At 67.7% G+C, this 17,532-nt stretch carries 14 protein-coding genes; 4 read left to right on the top strand and 10 right to left on the bottom strand.

Going from position 1 to position 17,532, the window contains the following annotated elements; all coding sequences use genetic code 11:
- Nucleotides 1–78: 78 nt before the first annotated feature.
- The 6 genes from IWX64_RS13330 to nirD form a co-directional block, all read right to left on the bottom strand.
- A complete protein-coding gene (locus IWX64_RS13330; protein ID WP_196867616.1) occupies nt 79–318 on the bottom strand; it encodes a hypothetical protein in 240 nt (79 codons plus the stop codon).
- Nucleotides 319–426: 108 nt separating this feature from the next.
- Nucleotides 427–1,602, bottom strand: a complete 1,176-nt coding sequence (locus IWX64_RS13335; RefSeq protein WP_196867617.1) for an MFS transporter — start codon at nt 1,600–1,602, stop codon at nt 427–429.
- A gap of 4 nt (nt 1,603–1,606) precedes the next feature.
- On the bottom strand, nt 1,607–2,344 hold the full coding sequence (locus IWX64_RS13340; protein WP_196867618.1) for a GntR family transcriptional regulator: 738 nt from the start codon (nt 2,342–2,344) through the stop codon (nt 1,607–1,609).
- 70 nt (nt 2,345–2,414) lie between these two features.
- On the bottom strand, nt 2,415–2,540 hold the full coding sequence (locus tag IWX64_RS17095) for a hypothetical protein (protein ID WP_334683304.1): 126 nt from the start codon (nt 2,538–2,540) through the stop codon (nt 2,415–2,417).
- A gap of 38 nt (nt 2,541–2,578) precedes the next feature.
- Nucleotides 2,579–3,391: a sirohydrochlorin chelatase gene (locus IWX64_RS13345; RefSeq protein WP_196867619.1), complete on the bottom strand. Its 813-nt coding sequence runs from the start codon at nt 3,389–3,391 to the stop codon at nt 2,579–2,581.
- A gap of 30 nt (nt 3,392–3,421) precedes the next feature.
- Entirely contained in the window at nt 3,422–3,808 is a 387-nt protein-coding gene (gene nirD / locus IWX64_RS13350) for a nitrite reductase small subunit NirD (RefSeq protein ID WP_196867620.1), read from the bottom strand.
- Nucleotides 3,809–4,035: 227 nt separating this feature from the next.
- Between nirD and nirB the strand changes: the two genes are divergently transcribed.
- From nirB to IWX64_RS13365, 3 genes are read left to right on the top strand one after another with little or no spacing between them, the layout of a single operon-like run.
- Entirely contained in the window at nt 4,036–6,702 is a 2,667-nt protein-coding gene (gene nirB / locus IWX64_RS13355; RefSeq protein WP_196867621.1) for a nitrite reductase large subunit NirB, read from the top strand.
- Between the two features lie 3 nt (nt 6,703–6,705).
- On the top strand, nt 6,706–7,761 hold the full coding sequence (cobA, locus tag IWX64_RS13360) for a uroporphyrinogen-III C-methyltransferase (protein ID WP_196867622.1): 1,056 nt from the start codon (nt 6,706–6,708) through the stop codon (nt 7,759–7,761).
- Nucleotides 7,758–8,879, top strand: coding sequence for a uroporphyrinogen-III synthase (locus IWX64_RS13365; RefSeq protein ID WP_196867623.1), 1,122 nt, complete (start codon nt 7,758–7,760; stop codon nt 8,877–8,879). Before cobA ends, IWX64_RS13365 begins: the two co-directional genes overlap by 4 nt.
- A 12-nt stretch (nt 8,880–8,891) precedes the next feature.
- Here IWX64_RS13365 and IWX64_RS13370 read toward each other — a convergent pair whose 3' ends face one another.
- The 3 genes from IWX64_RS13370 to IWX64_RS13380 are packed head-to-tail and all read right to left on the bottom strand — an operon-like array spanning nt 8,892 to nt 13,989.
- Nucleotides 8,892–10,421 carry an FAD-dependent oxidoreductase gene (locus tag IWX64_RS13370; RefSeq protein ID WP_196867624.1) on the bottom strand — a complete coding sequence of 510 codons (1,530 nt, stop codon included), beginning with the start codon at nt 10,419–10,421 and terminating at the stop codon, nt 8,892–8,894.
- Complete coding sequence (locus IWX64_RS13375; protein ID WP_196867625.1) at nt 10,418–12,577, bottom strand: molybdopterin oxidoreductase family protein; 2,160 nt, start codon at nt 12,575–12,577, stop codon at nt 10,418–10,420. The genes IWX64_RS13370 and IWX64_RS13375 overlap by 4 nt, the downstream gene beginning before the upstream one ends.
- A gap of 5 nt (nt 12,578–12,582) precedes the next feature.
- A complete protein-coding gene (locus tag IWX64_RS13380) occupies nt 12,583–13,989 on the bottom strand; it encodes an MFS transporter (RefSeq protein ID WP_196867626.1) in 1,407 nt (468 codons plus the stop codon).
- A 166-nt stretch (nt 13,990–14,155) separates the two neighbouring features.
- Here IWX64_RS13380 and IWX64_RS13385 point away from each other — a divergent pair, with 166 nt between their 5' ends.
- Entirely contained in the window at nt 14,156–17,041 is a 2,886-nt protein-coding gene (locus IWX64_RS13385; RefSeq protein ID WP_245345826.1) for an FAD-binding and (Fe-S)-binding domain-containing protein, read from the top strand.
- On the opposite strand, the gene IWX64_RS13390 is transcribed toward IWX64_RS13385, so the two are convergent.
- Nucleotides 17,042–17,491 (bottom strand): pyridoxamine 5'-phosphate oxidase family protein, encoded by a 450-nt coding sequence (locus tag IWX64_RS13390; protein WP_196867627.1) that lies wholly within the window; start codon nt 17,489–17,491, stop codon nt 17,042–17,044.
- Nucleotides 17,492–17,532: the final 41 nt, after the last annotated feature.

Raw genomic sequence — 17,532 nt, forward strand, 5'->3', positions numbered from 1 at the left:
CCTGGGCTTCCGCAATATCGCCAACTACATCGCCCGCTCACTCCTGGAAACCGGCGGCTTCAGACCCCGACTACACCCTCAATTATGAAGAGCCTGGTTACCTCGAGCGATGAAATCGCGCACGAGCTCAGCCGTGGCCCGCTTCCGTCCGCTGAGGACAAGACCAAGCAGTTCATCCGCTAGCCGCCGGGTGTCACCAAAATGTTCGATCGTGTACTCGGGCGATGCTGCCACCGCCTCGGGATGGGCGGCGCAATAGTCCTGCCACATCCGAATACCGGCGTGCTGGTTGACGGGGGCAACAGGTTGGGATTCCACCACCCCATCGTGCCAGAAGTCGCGGCAGGCCGACCAGAGTGGGCCTACTAGAGCGGGCCGACCAGACTAGAACAGTGCGGGCGTCCTGGAAATCTGAACGGGTGACAATCATGAGCGTGCCGCAGCCAGCACGCCGAGGGTTGCCACCCCTGCCATGGCCAGCGCCATCGCCGGATACCCTCCGAGGAGCGCCGCAAGGAGCGGCCCAGCCGCAGGAGCCAGTGCGCCGACTGCAGTCACCGGCGCCACGAACACGCCCTGCACGGCACCGAAGTTCGCGGTGCCCCACCGGTCGGCAACTGCTGTCGCCTGGAGCAGGGTGACGCAGCCGCGGACCGCGCCCGCCAGCACCGTCACAGCGATAAGCGCAAACGCCGGTCCGGGCAGCAGGCCCAGCAACCACAGGCTGGTCGCGCCTGCGCTCAGCAACAGCACCGCACGGCGCACCGGGTTCGCCTTGCCGGGGAGGACGGCGAAGAACAGCCGGCCGATGACCTGGCCCACCCCGATCAGGCTGAACGCGAGCACCGCGGTCCGGTAGTCAAGACCGCGCTCCAGCAGGAGGGGAATCAGGTTGAACGTTACTGCGAAGAGGGCAAGGGTGGCCGCTGCGACCGCCACCTGCAGCATGATGAACCGGCGGCTGCGCGTCGTCATCCGGACGTCACGGGTTACTGCCTGCCGTGGTTGAACAGGTACCGGTACCGACCAGTGGGCATTCAGGAAGAACCAGTGCAAGGGGATGGTGACCACCGCCAACGCGACGGCAAGCACCACGTAGGCGGAGCGCCAGCCGACACTCTCGATCAGCAGCGCCGTCAACGGCGCATAGATCGGTGACGCGAACCCGGCGACCAGGGTCAGGATGGTCAGCGCGCGCACCCGGGCCGGCCCATACCAGCGGGTCAGCACCACAAAAGCGGGTTGATAGAACACGGCCGCCTGCGCCAGCCCTGCCACCAGCCAGGCGGCTACAAAGACGGGCAGGTTCGGAGCCGTGGCGACAAGCAACAGTGCAGCCACACCGACCAGGCTGCCGGTCACCATCAGGCGTCGCGGTCCGCGCTGGTCCAGCAACCGACCCACCCAGATCCCCACGACCGCCGAGACAATTAACCCTGCAGAGAACGCGGCGGTGATCGCTGCTGCGCTCCACCCGGTGTCCAGTTCGATGGGCACCACGGCCACGGGCAACGAGTAATACAGCAGCCCCCAGCTGGTGGTCTGGGTGATACACAGGGCGGCAAGCCCACCCCGAGGGTGACGCTCCACCTCGTCGGTCATCCGGCTACCTGTCGCCTGCGTTGGACACTGGATCAACCAGGTCTTCCCACAGCGACGTATCCTGACCTCCCACGGCCCCCCGCAGGAGAAGCTTCCCGGTGGACTCCAGGTGCCGACGCATGGCAGCCCCTGCGGCACCCGGGTCGGCGTCGTCAATCGCGTCCAGGATGGGCCGGTGCTCCCGGTAAACATCGTCCAGGGACCGCGATTGCCTGATCGTCGACGCACCGACCAGCCGGGTGGCATCGCGGAGATTTTCGATGATCCGGGCAGCATGCGCATTGCCGGCGAGATCGAGCAGCAGTCCGTGTAGCCGCTGGTCGTGCAGCATGAAGGCGGTCTCGTCGCCCGCGAGCACCGCCTCCTGCATCGCCAGATGCTCGGCGTGCAGGGCTGACCGGTCGACGTCGGTGGCCCGGACCGCCGCCCGCTCAGCTGCGGGCACCTCAAGGGCCAGCCGGACGGCGATGATCTCGGTCAGTTCCCTCGCCCCCGGGACCACCACCCGGAAACCACGGTTGCGTTCGAACGCCACCATCCCGGTTTCCGCCAACCGCAGCAGTGCGTCGCGGACCGGGCTGCGGGAGACGCCGAGTTCATCCGCCAGCCGGTAGACCGAATACAGCTCGCCAGGGACCAGGGTGCCGTTCCGGATCCCCTCACGCACGGCCTCGATGGTCCGGTCGGTGAGGGACGGCGGCCGCGCAGCGGGGGCGGGGGCGTCGTCGGCGGCGGGTGACATGACTCCAAGGGTAATGCTCGACGGCATTAGTGCACGCCGAAAGAAAGAGCGTGCCGGGGCGAAGAGGCGGCTAGAAACCCTCGCGGTAGGCGTGAGCCAGGGTGGGATTAGGGCTGAACTGGCCGATGAACGCCCTGTGCGCAATCCACCGTCGCCCAATGATGAGTTCGTTGGTCAGCGCAAGCAGGATCGCCAAAACGGGGCACCAGGGGGTTCCACAATGGGTGGAATGCCTCAGGCCGCCGGCACCAGACCGCTTCGGACACACGTTGCCACGCGCGCCCGACACGGTCGGAGGCACGGGCCCGTGTCCGGTCGTGACCCGCTGAGCAGACGAACGACGGCGTCGTCGTACCGGGATAGAGCGATCCCAGCAATCACGGGGCTCGGGAGCAAGGGAGCGCTGACGACGTCGGCCCCGGCCTTCGCCAGCTGGTCATGGAAATACCCGGGCGCGAGGAGGTAGGACGCCAGCGCAACCGGCGAAGACGGGTCGCCGTCCCGAAAGGCTGCGACGGCGTCCGGGACGGACGGAGAGGCCTTCGAACCAAACCCCGGGCGTACCGGGCCGGTTCTGAGCGTTGCCAGACTTGATCGAACCTCGGCGACGTCCTCGGCAGCACAGGCGTCGGAGGAGCCTGCAGCCGATAGGACGACGGCGTCACCGTCGGTCACCCCTGCCTCGATCAGTCGCTGCTGCAGGACCTGCGCCAGGCGCGGATCCGGTCCAAGGGGAAGCGCTGACACCGTCACTGGCCGGCTCGCCGCCGCCCGTGCAATGTCTACTTTGACGTGGTAGCCGACCGACAACAGCAACGGCACAATCACTGCGGGACGGTTCGGCGGAAGCGTGGCGACCACGTCCACCAGGTCGGGATTCTGCACGTCGACGTAGGCCTCAAGCACGTCAAGCTCCGGACGCAGCGCAGCAATACCGGCGCGGACCGCGTTGATCTCCCGGCGCCCCTGGGCGTTGTCCGTGCCGTGCGCGCAGGCGATCAGGACCGGTACGCCGTCGTCCTTCAGATGCGAGGTCATGTCAGCCATTGAAGCATTGATCGGAGCATCGCTGCCCACTCAGGCAGGGAACCCGACCTCGATGAGGAGTTCCACAACTCCGTTGACGCACCGCACCGGATACGCGCTGAGACCTTGGCCTCCAGACACCGAAGCTCCAGTGGCAAGGTCGTACACCTCTTTATGAAGGGGCGAGGCGACCGTCGGTGAGGCACCACGCGACCCGACGATACCGCGGGCCATCACGGCTGCACCCGTTCTTGGGTCGATATTCCCGACGGCGTGGAGCCGGTCACCGGGCAACCGGAACAGGGCAACCTGAACCGTCCCCACCAGGGCAGCCTCCCCCCAGCATTCCTCGAGGTCGTCGAGCCGGCAGATCTGTTCCCAGGCAAGCTCGGCGGTTGTCTCCGGGATGCCGGGACGCTGCAGGATGAGCTCTGTCATGGTGTTCTCCTCGATAACGGATATTGCACTGGGGACAACGCTAGGCCGCGGACATGTCGCCCGAGTCCCGGGGGCGTTGCGCCCGCGTAACAACCACCTCACAGGGCATCCGCCGCACCGTGAGTCGATTGTTAACGTTGCGATACATTCACGACACATAAGCGACACTCCCCCCTCATAATGTGGAGCGAAAGACGGGACCGCCCGGTCCTGACGGAAGGCACCACATGAGCGAGACCCGATCATCCCGGCCCGCTGAGGATGCCACCCCACCGCAGGAGCGGCGCATCGTCGTCATCGGCGGTGGACCAGCGGCGCACCGCTTCGTTGAGGCGCTCTGGCGGCGAGGCACGGACGGGCTACTTATCACCGTCCTCACGGAGGAGGCTCATGCTCCGTATGACCGGGTGGCGCTAAGCCGGCGACTGATCGACGACGTCGACCTGAGCCTCGGCGAGTCCATCATGTGGCGCGAGCCCGCCATCGCCCTCGTCACCGGCGAGCGCGCCGTTCAGCTGGATCTGGACGCCCAGTGCGTCACCGGTGCCTCCGGCACGCGGTACCCCTACGACGACGTCGTCTTCGCCACCGGATCGGAAGCAGTCCGGCTGCCCCTGCCGGGCGGGGAGCATGCGGTGGTGTACCGCACGGTCGACGACATGCACTGGCTCCGCTCGGAGACAGCCCGGCTCGCCATCGATCTCGGAAGGGCGCCGCGCGCTGTCGTCATCGGCGGTGGGCTCCTTGGCCTTGAAGCGGCGGGAGGCCTCCAGCAACTCGGCGCTGAGTCGACCGTCGTCAACAGGGCGGGGTGGTTGATGAACGCGCAGCTTGACCAGGGTGGTGGGCAGGCGTTGGGGCGCCTCATCGCCGAAAAGGGGCTGGGGATCAACTGTGGTGGCGCGCCAACCGGCATCACCGCCGACGACGACGGCCGTGTCACCGGTGTGACCCTGAGCGACGGCATCGTCCTCCCCGCCGATCTCGTGGTCTTCTCGGTCGGCATCCGGCCCCGTGATGAACTCGCTCGGGAGGCCGGCCTCGACCTGGCACCCCGCGGCGGAATCGTCATCAGCGATGCCTGCAAAACGGCTCGGCCGGGAGTCTGGGCGATCGGCGAGGTGGCGAGCTACGAGGGGGTCAGCATGGGGCTGGTCGCTCCGGCGAACGCGATGGCCGAGGTCTGCGCCGACGGCATCCTGGGTGGGCTGTCCACCTTCCCCGGGTTCGACACCGCCACCAAGCTGAAACTCTCCGGCGTTGAGGTCGCGAGCTTCGGGGACGCGCTCGCGGAGACGGAGGGAAGCCTCGAAATTGTATACGCCGACCCCGCCCGTGGGCTCTACCAGAAGCTCGTGGTCACAGACGATGCGCGGATCCTGCTCGGCGGCATCTTCGTCGGGGACGCAGCGCCCTATTCGGCGCTTCGGCCGCTGCTCGGCCGTGAACTCCCGACCGAGCCGGGCGCTTATCTTTCGTCGGCGGGCAACGGCGACGCCCCACCGTCGGAACTGCCCGACGACGTCGTCCTCTGCTCCTGCAACAACGTCACCGCCGGGGCCTGCCGCTCAGCGGTGCACGGTCTGGACGCCAACGGAGAGGCGACTGACCCGGCGTTGGACATGCCCTCACTCAAAGCGTGTTCCCGCGCAGGAACCCAGTGCGGCTCCTGCGTGCCAATGCTCAAAAAGCTGCTCGACGCCGAGCTCACCAAGGCCGGCCGCACCGTTTCGAAGGGCATCTGCGAACACTTCGCGATGTCGCGGCCGGACCTGTTCGAAGCCATCCAGGCTCTCGACCTGGCGTCCTTCCAGGACATCATTCTGCGCTTCGGGGCGACTGACGAGGCGAAAACCGGGCACGGTTGCGACATCTGCAAACCGGCCATCGGTTCCATCCTCGCCACCCAACGTGGGGAGTACGTGCTCGACGGCGGCCGCGGCACCCTGCAGGACACCAACGACCGTGCGCTCGCCAACATGCAGCGCAACGGCACCTACTCGGTGGTGCCGCGGATCCCCGGCGGAGAAATCACGCCGCAGAAGCTCGCCGTCATCGCACAGGTGGCCGAGCAGTTCGGCCTGTACGTCAAGCTCACCGGCGCCCTGCGGATCGACCTGTTCGGGGCCCGGCTGGAGCAGCTGCCGGAGATCTGGAAGATTCTCGTAGAGGCGGGGTTCGAGTCCGGGCAGGCGTACGGCAAGGGCCTGCGGAACGTGAAATCCTGCGTCGGGTCCACCTGGTGCAGGTTCGGGGTGCAGGACTCGGTGGCCATGGCGATCAACCTGGAGCTCCGGTACCGCGGGCTGCGCGCGCCGCACAAGTTCAAGATGGGGGTCTCCGGGTGCGCCCGTGAGTGCGCCGAAGCGCGCGGCAAGGACGTGGGCATCATCGCGACCGACCAGGGGTGGAACCTTTACGTCGGCGGCAACGGCGGCTTCCAACCGGCCCACGCCCAACTCCTCGCCCAGGACCTTAACGACGCGACGTTGATCCAGTACATCGACCGCTACCTCATGTACTACATCCGCACCGCCGACCGCATGCAGCGGACGGCCCGCTGGATGGACGACCTCGACGGTGGCCTGGAGCACGTCCGTGACGTCGTCATCAACGACTCCCTCGGTATCGCAGCCGACCTCGAAGCCGCGATGGCCCGTCATGTGGAGCATTACGAAGATGAGTGGGCGGCGACCCTCAACAATCCCGACCGGCTCCGGCGATTCAGGTCCTTCGTCAACGCGCCAGACGCAGCAGACCAGTCGATCGTCCTTGTCGAGGAGCGCGGCCAGCGCCGCCCGGCCACCCCGGCAGAGATTGAGGCCGGCGCAGGACGCGTCAACCTCGGTGCGGCGATCCCCGTCCGCGCCGCAGCGGAAACCATGGAGGGCTGAGCCGTGCATCTCGAGATCGATCTGTCTGGGCGCCGCGTAGTGGTCATCGGAAATGAGTGGACCACCCGCCGGGCCCTCGCGCGGTACCGTTCCGCGGGCGCCGTCGTCGAGCGATATCCCCATCCTGAGGACTGCACGTCACCTGTGCTCGAGGGTGCTGCCCTCGTCGTCGTCGTGGAAGGGGCACCCATAGCGGCGGTGCCCACCGCCGGGGCGAACGCCCCCGGTGATGCACTCCGGGGACGGTGCCGCAGCGCTGGCGCCCTCCTCACCCGGGAAGCAGCGCCGTTGGACAGGGGTCATGTGACCCTGATTGGTGGTGGCCCCGGCGCACTAGGGCTCTTGACTCTCGACGCCGCGGCAGCCCTCAGGGAGGCCGACGTGGTGCTGTACGACCGGCTGGCTCCCGCCGAGGCCCTCGCCGAATTCGCTCCAGCCGCGGAGCTGCTTGACGTCGGGAAGTTGCCAGGTCATCACCGGGTGCCGCAGACCGGGATCAATGACCTCCTGGTCAGCCACGCACGAGCGGGACGGCACGTGGTCCGGCTCAAGGGTGGCGACCCTTTCGTGTTTGGGCGCGGCAGCGAAGAGTTGGCGGCATGCCTCCAGGCGCAGGTCCCCTGCCGGGTTATCCCCGGCGTCAGCTCGGCGATTTCGGTGCCCGCCGCAGCAGGCATCCCGGTCACGCATCGCGGGGTCAGCCACCTGTTCACGGTGGTGTCCGGACACGCCCCCTTGACTGACGAGGAACATGAGCATCTCGCGGGGTTGGGCGGCACCATTGTGGTCCTCATGGGGGTCTCGACGCTTCCGCAACTGGTGGCCGGACTCGGCCGGGCCGGGATGCGGCATGACATGCCGGTCGCCGTCGTCGAGCGCGGTTATAGCCCATCCCAGCGGACGACGGCGGGTACCCTGTCGACAATCGTCACGGCCGCTGGCGTCAGCCGATGCCAGTCCCCAGCCGTCCTCGTGATCGGTGAGGTGGTGCGTGTCGGACTCGAGCTGCAGGGCGGCGCCGCGCACCTTGCGCACCTGACCGAATCCCTGGCATCGTGACCGGGGCGATCCGCAGGGACGGAGCTGGCAAACAGTTGGCGGGTTTCCGTATCGGTGTGACCTCCGACCGCCGCTCAGGCGACCTTATCGATGCCCTCGAACGGCGCGGCGCTGCGGTGTTCCATGCGCCGGCGTTGAAGATCGCCCCGATCGCTGAGGATGTGGCGTTGCTGACGGACACCGCCGCCATGGTTGCCGCGCGCCCCGATCTGTTCATCATCACCACCGCCTACGGGATGCGCCGCTGGTTCGAGGCCGCGGACGCCGCCGGGCTGGGCGACGATCTTCTTGAGGTGCTGGGGGAAGGCCGTATTTATGTTCGCGGGCCCAAAGCCAGGGGAGCGGTGCGGGCGGCTGGACTGGACGACGAAGGCATCAGCTCCGACGAGACGACGGCGACCCTCGTCGACCAGTTGCTGGAGCAGGACCTGTCGGGGCTGACCATAGGCGTTCAACTGCACGCCTATGCCGACGCTCATCAACTGGATCGGCTGCAGGCCGCAGGCGCTACCCTGCTGACGGTCACCCCCTATCGCTGGGTCAAACCCGAGGGCTCTGAACGATTGCCCCGCCTGATCGAGGCCATCTGCGCCGGCCAGCTGGACTGCGTGACCTTCACCAGCGCGCCGGCCGTTGACGCGTTGTTCAGCACTGCGGCGGAGCAGGGTCTCCAGACGGAACTGGTGCAGCGGTTTCGCACCACTGTCCTGACCGCCGCCGTCGGGCCGGTCACCGCTCAACCACTGATCGAGGCGGGAATCGAGCCGCTCGTGCCGGAACGCTTCCGGATGGGCGCACTGATCCGCCTGGTCTGCGACCACCTTTCGGAAAACCATGTCGAACAGCTGACCACCTCGTCCGGCTGCGTCGAGGTACGGGGCCGGGCCGTCCGGGTGGATGAGGTAGAGGTGGACCTCGCCCCGGCGCAGCTCGTCCTCTTCAAAGCCCTCGTGACCGCGCGGGGCGCCGTCCTTGGCCGCGACGCCCTGATTGAACTCCTCGCCCGCACCGGTGCCAGCCACGCACTGGACATGAACGTGAACCGGTTGCGGAAATCCCTGCCTGATCCTGCCCTGATCGAAACAGTGGTCAAACGCGGGTACCGGCTACACATCTAGACCGCCGCTGCTCTACACCGCCACCGCGAAGTGTTGCTCGATTACGGTCCTGATGTCCTCGTGGCATCCCCCGCATCCCGTTCCCGCCCTGGTGCTGGCCGAGACATCGGAGACAGATGCACAGCCGTTCACCACTGAATCTGCCACCGATCCCCGGGTGACCCCCGCGCAACGGCAGAGTGTCGCGTCCGGTCCGGGAGGTATCGCCGCCACGACTCCCTCGGCGCTGTCGAGCCGCAGCAGACTGGAGCGGTCAGCTGGGAGCTCACTGCCGCGTTCAAAAAGCAGCACCAGTTCGGCGCCGGTCCGTGGCATCCCCACGCAGACCAAGCCTGTCAGGACACCATCGCGGGTAACCATCTTCACGTAGCGTCCGTGCCCCGGGTCCGCCCAGACCGCCACGGCCAGCCCCGCCTGAACCGTCCAGGGATCCGCGTCCGTTTCGCCGGCCGTCACGGCGTCCACGCCGCGGGCTTTCAGCACCAGGACGGCGTCGCGTCGCTCCGGAAGCCTAACGGCTGGGGCTGGCACACCGGCGAATTCGGCCGCCCATGCCAGGCCGAGGTAGTCCGCCTGTTGCCAGCCTGGACCGATCAGTCCCTGGGGGGCGGTGTCATTCATGCAGGCCTGGCAGGAACTGTCCCGGCAACGCACCTCGGCGCAGTCCCCGATCGCCCAGATGCCCCCCGCATCGACCGCGCGCAGCGTGTGATCCACCAGCACACCGTCGGCGACGTCGAGGCCGCATCCCTCGGCGAGTTCCGTCCGCGGCCGCACACCACACGCGAGGACAAGCCTCCCGCCGTCGACCCTCGTCCCGTCCTCGAGGTCCAATCCCGCGAACCGGCCGTCCGCCAGGTGCACCCCGGTCGAGGTGCCGGCGACGACGGCGATGCCTGCGTTTCGTAGCGCTGCCGCAAGAACCAGGGCCCCTTCACCCAGAAGCCGTTCCATCGGTGAGCGGCCATGGTGCACGAGGGTGACCCGGTCGCCCTCCTCGGCTGCGGCGAGGGCCGCCTCGATGCCGAGAATGCCGCCGCCCAGCACCACGATGCGTTCCCGCGAGGCGAGGGCGGTGGCCACGGCGCGGGCATCATCGAGGTCGCGTAGGAAACTGACTCCCGCGGGTAAGGTCTGCGATCCGTTGTCGCGTTCGTCCATGCCCTCGAGGCACGGCAGGATGGGGCGTGAGCCGGTCGCGAAAACCAGCCGGTGATAGTCGATCGCCTCTCCGTCCTCGAGCAACACCCGCCGGGAGGGGCGGTCCACCCGGGCTACCCGGGCGCCGAGACGAACATCGATGCCCAGGGCCATCAACGCAGCCGGGTCGGCCAACCCGATGGCGGCCTCACGGCTACGGCGGACGGCCACGTCGGCGACGAGCACCCGGTTGTAGGCGGCCTCCTTCTCCTGACCGATGACCGTTACGGCGACCTTTCCGGCGGCGACGAGTGGCTCAAGATGTTCAACGAGCCGGGCCGCGACCGGGCCGAAACCCACGATGACGATCCGCTCCGGGGCACCAGTATTAGGGTTACTCATGCGTTGACCTCCAGCTTGTCTGCCAATGACTGGGACGGGTGGGTAGCCAGAGCCGCCACCCGTACCGGGGTTGTCTTGAATTCAGGCATTCCGGAGATGGGGTCGGTCGCGCTGCCCGTGAGCCGGTTCGCGCTGCCTGCCTCCGCGTAGTGGAATGCCAGGAAGACCGTGTCCTGCCGGATGTCGGCCGTGAGATCCGCCAGGGCGTGGGCTTCGCCGTTCTCACTCGTGATGACCACACGATCATCCTGGGCAATGCCGAGGTCATCAGCCGTGGCGGGATGAAGTTGCAGCCGCGGCTCGGGTTGAGCCGACAGCAATTCGAGTACTCGCCGCGTCTGGGTGCCGGACTGGTAGTGCTCGAGGAGGCGGCCGGTCGCGAGGAGCAGCGGGGCGGGAACACGGGAGCCGGTTGTCGCGGCCAGCGGGGCAACCCGTATCAGAGCGGCTCGCCCGCCCGGATGTGCGAATGCGTTGAGGAAGAGCCGGGGCGTGCCGGTGCCGCCCGATGGGTAGGGCCAGTAAGCGGCTGTTCCGCCGTCAAGCAGATCGTAGTCAAGCCCTGAGTAGTCGGCGAGGCCGCCGGCGCTGGCCCGGGCGAGCTCGTTGAACATCGTCTCGGGGTCCTCGCTGAACAGCGATGGAGCTTCCAGGAGCCGGGCGAGTTCCTGCATGATCCAGAGCTCGCTGCGGGCGCCTTCAGGAGGTGCCACGGCGGCCCGGCGGCGGAGGGCGCGGCCCTCAAGGTTGGTGATGGTGCCCTCCTCCTCGGCCCACTGCAGGACCGGGAGAACGACGTCTGCCAGCGCAGCGGTCTCGGACAGGAAGAAGTCGGAAACGACGAGCAGGTCCAGTGAGCGCAGTCCGGCGATGACCGTCGCCGCGTTCGGCGCTGAGACGGCGATGTTGGCCCCGTGCACGAAGAGGCACCTGACGCCGTCTGGACGGCCCAGCGCCGCGAGGAGTTCGACGGCGGGAAGCCCCGGGCCGGGGATCGCGTCCTCGGGCACTCCCCACACGCTGGCCACGTGAGCCCGGCCGGCTGGTTCGGTAATCTTCCGGTAGCCCGGCAGCTGGTCGGCCTTCTGGCCGTGCTCGCGACCGCCCTGGCCGTTCCCCTGCCCGGTCAGTGTCCCGTAGCCGCTGTGGGAGGTGCCGGGTAGCCCGAGGAGGAGGGCGAGGTTGATGGCCGCAGTCGTGGTGTCCGTGCCATCAGCGTGCTGCTCAATGCCCCTGCCGGTGAGGATGTAGGCACCTGAACCACCGCTGGCTCCGCTACGTGCGCCTCGCGCGAGCAGCCGTGCAGTCGCCCGAATGGACGCAGCAGGAACGCCCGTAAGGCTCTGGACGCGCTCGGGCCACCAGCGCGCGAGGCCCCGAGCGACGTCGTCGTGCCCAATGGTCCGCTCTTCAAGGAACGCGCGATCCTCCAGGCCCTCGGCGACCACCACGTGGGCGAGCCCGAGGAGGAGCGCGAGGTCAGTGCCGGGGGTGGGCTGCAAGTGGATGCCCTTACCCTGATCGGTGAGGCGGGCCGTCGCGGACCGTCGGGGGTCGACAACGATGAGCCCGCCCGCGCCTTGGGCGCCGCGAAGATGCTGCACAAAAGGCGGCATCGTGTCAGCGGCGTTCGACCCGAGGAGGAGCACTACCGAGGCTGCGTCGAGGTCCTCGACGGGGAAGGGGAGGCCGCGGTCGACGCCGAACGCCCGGTTCCCGGCCGCCGCCGCAGACGACATGCAGAACCGGCCGTTGTAGTCGATGCGGGAGGTGCGCAGGGCGAGACGGGCGAACTTGCCAAGTGTGTAGGCCTTCTCGTTGGTGAGGCCTCCGCCGCCGAACACCGCCACGGCGTCCCGTCCATGATCGGCCTGGATGGCGCGGACGCGGTCGTTGATGAGCTGCAGGACGTCATCCCAGGGGGCCTCCCGGAGCACGCCGTCGGTACCACGGAGCAGCGGCGCGGTCAGGCGGTCCGGGTGGCGGAGCAGATCGGCTGCAGACCAGCCCTTCCGGCACAGGCCGCCCCTGTTGGTGGGGAAATCCCGGCCACCGACCCTCACCCCGCTGTCGGCGGTGGGGGCGCTGACAGTCATCGCGCACTGCAGCGCGCAGTAGGGGCAGTGTGTGTGCTGTCCGGGGTCGGTTTGTTCCATGGTGATCAGACCTTGCCGAGCGTCGAGGAGCGGCGTAGGTAGCAGAACCAGGTGACGACGAGCATCAACACATACCCACCGACGAAGCCGTAAAAGGCGAAGTCGTAACTGCCGGAGGCACTCTTTGAGGCGTTGAGGACCTGTGGGATGAGGAAGCCTCCATAGGCGCCGATCGCCGAGATGAGGCCGAGCGCAGCAGCGGATTTACGGGCTGTGCTGACCGATTCCCGCAGATCAGTCTGTCCTGCTGCGGCTCCTCTCACCGCGAAAATTATGGGAATCATCCGATAGGTGGCGCCGTTGCCGGTTCCAGCGGCGGCAAAGAGGACGAGGAAGAGACCGAGGAAGAGCCAGAAGTTGGCCAGCGGAAGAGTCCAGACAACCGTGAGGGCGACCGCGGCCATGACGGCGAAGGCCGCGACCGTGATTAATGCTCCGCCGAAACGGTCAGCGAGGCGGCCACCGAAGGGCCGGGCTAGGGAGCCGACCAACGGTCCGAGGAAAGCCAGCGACAGGGTGACCGGTCCCATCGCGAGGGTGGAGAAGGCGGGGAACGAGTCGACGATCAGTTTCGGGAACACCCCAGCGAACCCGATGAAGGAGCCGAAGGTGCCGATGTAGAGCAGGGACATGATCCAGAAGTGCGGTTCGCGAAGGGCCGCGAGGGACCCCGCAACGTCGCTCCTCGCGTTGGACAGGTTGTCCATGTACTTCCACGCGCAGAAGGCGGCGACGAGAATCAGAGGTACCCAGAGCCAGCCGGCCAGCGGCAGATTCAGGGTAGCGGCAGCGCCAAGTGCGACGGCGATTGGCACGACGAGTTGTGCGACGGCGGCGCCCAGGTTGCCTCCGGCGGCGTTCAGGCCGAGCGCCCAGCCTTTTTCACGGGCCGGGTAGAAGTAGGTGATGTTCGCCATCGAGCTGGCGAAGTTACCGCCACCAAAACCTGCCAGTGCTGCGACAGCGAGCAGGACACCGAAGGGCGTGTCCGGGTTCGAAACGCAGACAGCCAGCCCGATGGTGGGAATCAGGAGAAGCAGTGCGGAGATGACCGTCCAGTTCCTGCCACCAAACCGCGGAACCATAAAGGTATAGGGGATCCGGAGCGTCGCCCCGACGAGGGACGGCATCGAGATTAGCCAGAAGATCTGCGACGTTGAGAGGGTGAAGCCGGCCGCTGGCAGGTATACGACAACGATCGACCACAGTTGCCACACCACGAACCCAAGGAATTCGCACAGGATGGACCACTGCAGGTTGCGCTTGGCGATGGACTTGCCCACGCCATTCCACTGGGTGGTGTCCTCGGCGTCCCAGTTGTCGATCCACCGGCCGGGCCGATGGATCAAGGGCGGTGCGGTCGTGGCGGCTGGAGCGCTCAGGGCCGCCGGTGCTGCTTCGTCAATGCTCACGGAGACCTCCAGGGTTGGTGTTTCTATTTCCCTGACGGTACGGAGCCTTCGTTTCCACCCATGGCGTGCAACGTAAACGCCCCGTGACGTTCACCTATCCGCACTCGAAGGGCATTGTGAGAACTTCTCCGCCGAAAACGTGGGCATCCTGGACACGGTGAGTAACATGTTACTCATGGCGACGACGCTCACAGCACCCACCTCCCTGGTTTCCGAACTCCAGTCCCGGGGCGTCCCCGACGTACGGGTGGATCCGACGTCACGGGCCACCTACTCCTCCGATGCGTCCCTCTACCGGGTGCAGCCCACCGCCGTCGTCTTCCCCCGCCACCTTGATGAGGTGCTGGCCACCCTGGAGGTCTGCCGGGAACGCGGTATCCCCTTCACCTCCCGCGGCGCCGGCACCTCACTCGCTGGGAACTCCATCGGCGCCGGCGTGGTGATCGACTTCAGCCGCCACCTGAACCGCGTGCTGGGCTTCGACGCCGAAGCCCGCACGGCCGTCGTCGAACCGGGTGCCGTGCACGCCACCCTGCAGAAGGTTGCCCTGACGCATGGCCTGCGTTTCGGACCCGACCCGTCCACCCACACCCGCTGCACCGTCGGCGGGATGATCGGCAACAACGCCTGCGGGTCGCGGGCGCTCGCCTACGGGCGCACCGCCGACAACGTGACGCACCTCGACGTCGTCACCGGTTCTGGCTCCCGGCTCTACCTCGGCGCTGACGGCACGCCGTCGTCGCCGGAAACCGACGCACTCCGGTCGCTGGTGGGCGCTGAACTCGGCACCATCCGGACCGAACTCGGCCGCTTCGGCCGGCAGGTCTCCGGCTACTCCCTCGAACACCTGCTTCCGGAACGCGGCTTCGACCTGCGTCGGGCGCTGGTCGGCAGTGAAGGCACCCTCGCCGTCGTGCTCGAAGCCGGGGTGCGGCTCGTCGCCGACGCACCGCACAAGACCATGGTGGTGCTCGGGTTCGAAACCATTGGCGACGCCGGCGACGCCGTCACCAGCGTCCTGCCGTTTAGTCCCACCGCCTGCGAGGGCCTGGACTCGCGCATCGTCGAAGTGGTGCGGACCCGGAAGGGACCGCAGGCGGTGCCGGAACTGCCGGGCGGGGCGGCCTGGCTGTTCGTCGAAATCTCCGGGGACGACGCCGTCGACGTCGCTGATCGCGCGGGACGGCTCAGTGCCATCGAGCAGGCGAGGCATGCCCGGATCATCACCGACCCGCGGGAAGCCCTAGCGCTCTGGCGGATCCGCGAGGACGGCGGCGGGCTTGCTGGCCGGTCACCAGCCGGCGCACCCGCCCACGCCGGGTGGGAGGACGCCGCCGTGCCGCCGGAACGGCTGGGCGACTACCTCCGCGAATTCGACGACCTGCTGCTCACCCACCACCTGACCGGCTTCCCGTTCGGCCACTTCGGCGACGGGTGCGTCCACATCCGTCTCGACTTTCCCCTGGCCCACGACGGCACCACCGTCTTCCGCGCCTTCCTCACCGACGCTGCGAAACTGGTGGCCCGCTACGGCGGCTCCCTCTCCGGTGAACACGGCGACGGCCGCGCCCGCAGCGAGCTCCTGCCCTACATGTACTCGCCGGCAGCCATCTCCCTGTTCGGGAAGGTCAAGGGCATCCTCGACCCGGATAACATCCTCAACCCCGGTATCCTCGTGAACCCGGAGCCGCTGGACGCGAACGTCCGGGTGGCCGAGGCAGGTCCGCTCCGATCCAGGCTGGGCTTCGGGTACCTGCACGACGACGGCGACTTCAGCCAGGCGGTCCACCGCTGCACCGGCGTGGGGTTGTGCCGGGCGTCGCACGCGGACAACAGCTCGGTGATGTGCCCGTCCTACCTGGCCACCCGCGAGGAAAAGGACTCCACCCGCGGCCGGGCACGGGTGCTGCAGGAAATGATCAACGGATCGGTCACCGGCGGCACGACGGGCGGGGCACCGAACTGGCGGGCACCCGAAGTGCACGAAGCCCTCGACCTCTGCCTGTCCTGCAAGGGCTGCGCCTCGGATTGCCCCACCGGCATCGATATGGCTGCCTACAAGGCCGAGGTGCTGCACCAGAGCCACAAGGGAAGGATCCGGCCGGCGTCGCACTATTCCCTGGGCTGGTTACCGCGCTGGGCGAAACTGGCGTCCTTCGCCCCCAAACTCGTGAACGCAGTGGTCCGGTTACCGGGCGTCCGTCAGCTGGGGCTCCGGTTGGCTGGCGTCGACCAGCGGCGCTCCATCCCCGCGTTCGCCCCGCAGACCTTCCACTCCTGGTTCACCGCACGGTCCAGCGCCCAGGCCAGCACCGGTGCAGGTGGCAATGGCGGCGAGAACCGGCCGCAGGTGCTGCTCTGGGCGGATTCGTTCACCAACAATTTCTCGCCTGAAGTAGGCCAGGCGGCGGTGCGGGTGCTGGAAGCCGCCGGCTATGAGGTGATGATCCCCGACGCGCCGGTCTGTTGCGGTCTCACCTGGATTTCCACCGGTCAGCTCGATGCCGCCCGGAGGATCCTGCGCTCCAGCGTCACGGTGCTGGGGGAGTCGGTGGACCAGGGCATCCCGATTGTTGGCCTGGAACCGTCCTGCACGGGGGTGTTGAGGTCCGACGCCGTCGAGCTGCTTGGGCAGGCGACGGCCGGTCGGGTGGCAGCGGCCACCCACACCCTCGCCGAGTTCCTCGCGAAGGCCCCCGGCTACACCCCACCATCGCTTGACGGAACCACGGTTGTTGCGCAGCCGCATTGCCACCACCACGCAGTGATGGGTTGGAGCCCCGACGCCGCTCTCCTCGAAGGGGCCGGAGCCACCCTGCAAAAGCTCGGCGGGTGCTGCGGCCTTGCCGGCAACTTCGGCGTGGAGCGTGGACACTACGACATTTCGGTGGCGGTCGCCGAGCAGCAGCTCCTCCCGGCAGTCCGGGGTGCTGCGGACGACGCCGTCGTGCTGGCCGACGGGTACTCCTGCCGGACCCAACTTGAGGATCTCAGTGAGCGCCGCGGCATCCACCTGGCGCAACTCCTGGACCCGGCCCGACCCGAGGGGTAACTAGTGGGTGGGGCGGACCCGCCGTCCGCTGATCCTGTCAGCGGTGATGCCGAAGAAGAGGTTGCGTTGGCCGGGGGCCCACGGCTCGTCAGTGGGCCGACCCCACAGCGTCTTCAGCAGCTCAGGGTCGGTGACCCGCTCCACCCTGCCGTTGACCAGGATGGTCCAACCGCTCCGGGCAACCGTGTCGATGTGGTCGAGCTGGAATGCTCCCCGTTCCAAACCGCTGCGGGCGATTACACCGTCTTCGGCGGTGCGAAAGTACACGCCCCGGTCGTAGACGATGCAGTTCAGGGGAAATATTGTCACCAGCCCCTCGTTCAGGAACCCGATCCGCCCGGTGGTCTGCCCGGCCAACAGGGCCCAGCATTCGTCGGTGCTGAGCGACTCGGAGGCGCGGAGCAGCCCGGGGGCGTCCCAGAATTCGTCGTTCACGGTGGAGGAGCTCATTAATGTACCTTTCCGGCGCTCAATGGTGGTGTGGCGGGCAG

This window comes from Arthrobacter sp. CAN_A212 (genome assembly GCF_015752345.1).
Lineage (GTDB): Bacteria > Actinomycetota > Actinomycetes > Actinomycetales > Micrococcaceae > Arthrobacter_D.

Bases quoted from the DNA above. Each gene is read 5' to 3' on its own strand.
- IWX64_RS13335 (WP_196867617.1), bottom strand. From the start codon at position 1,602: ATGACCGACGAGGTGGAGCGTCACCCTCGGGGTGGGCTTGCCGCCCTG.
- IWX64_RS13340 (WP_196867618.1), bottom strand. From the start codon at position 2,344: ATGTCACCCGCCGCCGACGACGCCCCCGCCCCCGCTGCGCGGCCGCCG.
- IWX64_RS13345 (WP_196867619.1), bottom strand. From the start codon at position 3,391: ATGGCTGACATGACCTCGCATCTGAAGGACGACGGCGTACCGGTCCTG.
- nirD (WP_196867620.1), bottom strand. From the start codon at position 3,808: ATGACAGAGCTCATCCTGCAGCGTCCCGGCATCCCGGAGACAACCGCC.
- nirB (WP_196867621.1), top strand. From the start codon at position 4,036: ATGAGCGAGACCCGATCATCCCGGCCCGCTGAGGATGCCACCCCACCG.
- IWX64_RS13370 (WP_196867624.1), bottom strand. From the start codon at position 10,421: ATGAGTAACCCTAATACTGGTGCCCCGGAGCGGATCGTCATCGTGGGT.
- IWX64_RS13375 (WP_196867625.1), bottom strand. From the start codon at position 12,577: ATGGAACAAACCGACCCCGGACAGCACACACACTGCCCCTACTGCGCG.
- IWX64_RS13385 (WP_245345826.1), top strand. From the start codon at position 14,156: ATGTTACTCATGGCGACGACGCTCACAGCACCCACCTCCCTGGTTTCC.
- IWX64_RS13390 (WP_196867627.1), bottom strand. From the start codon at position 17,491: ATGAGCTCCTCCACCGTGAACGACGAATTCTGGGACGCCCCCGGGCTG.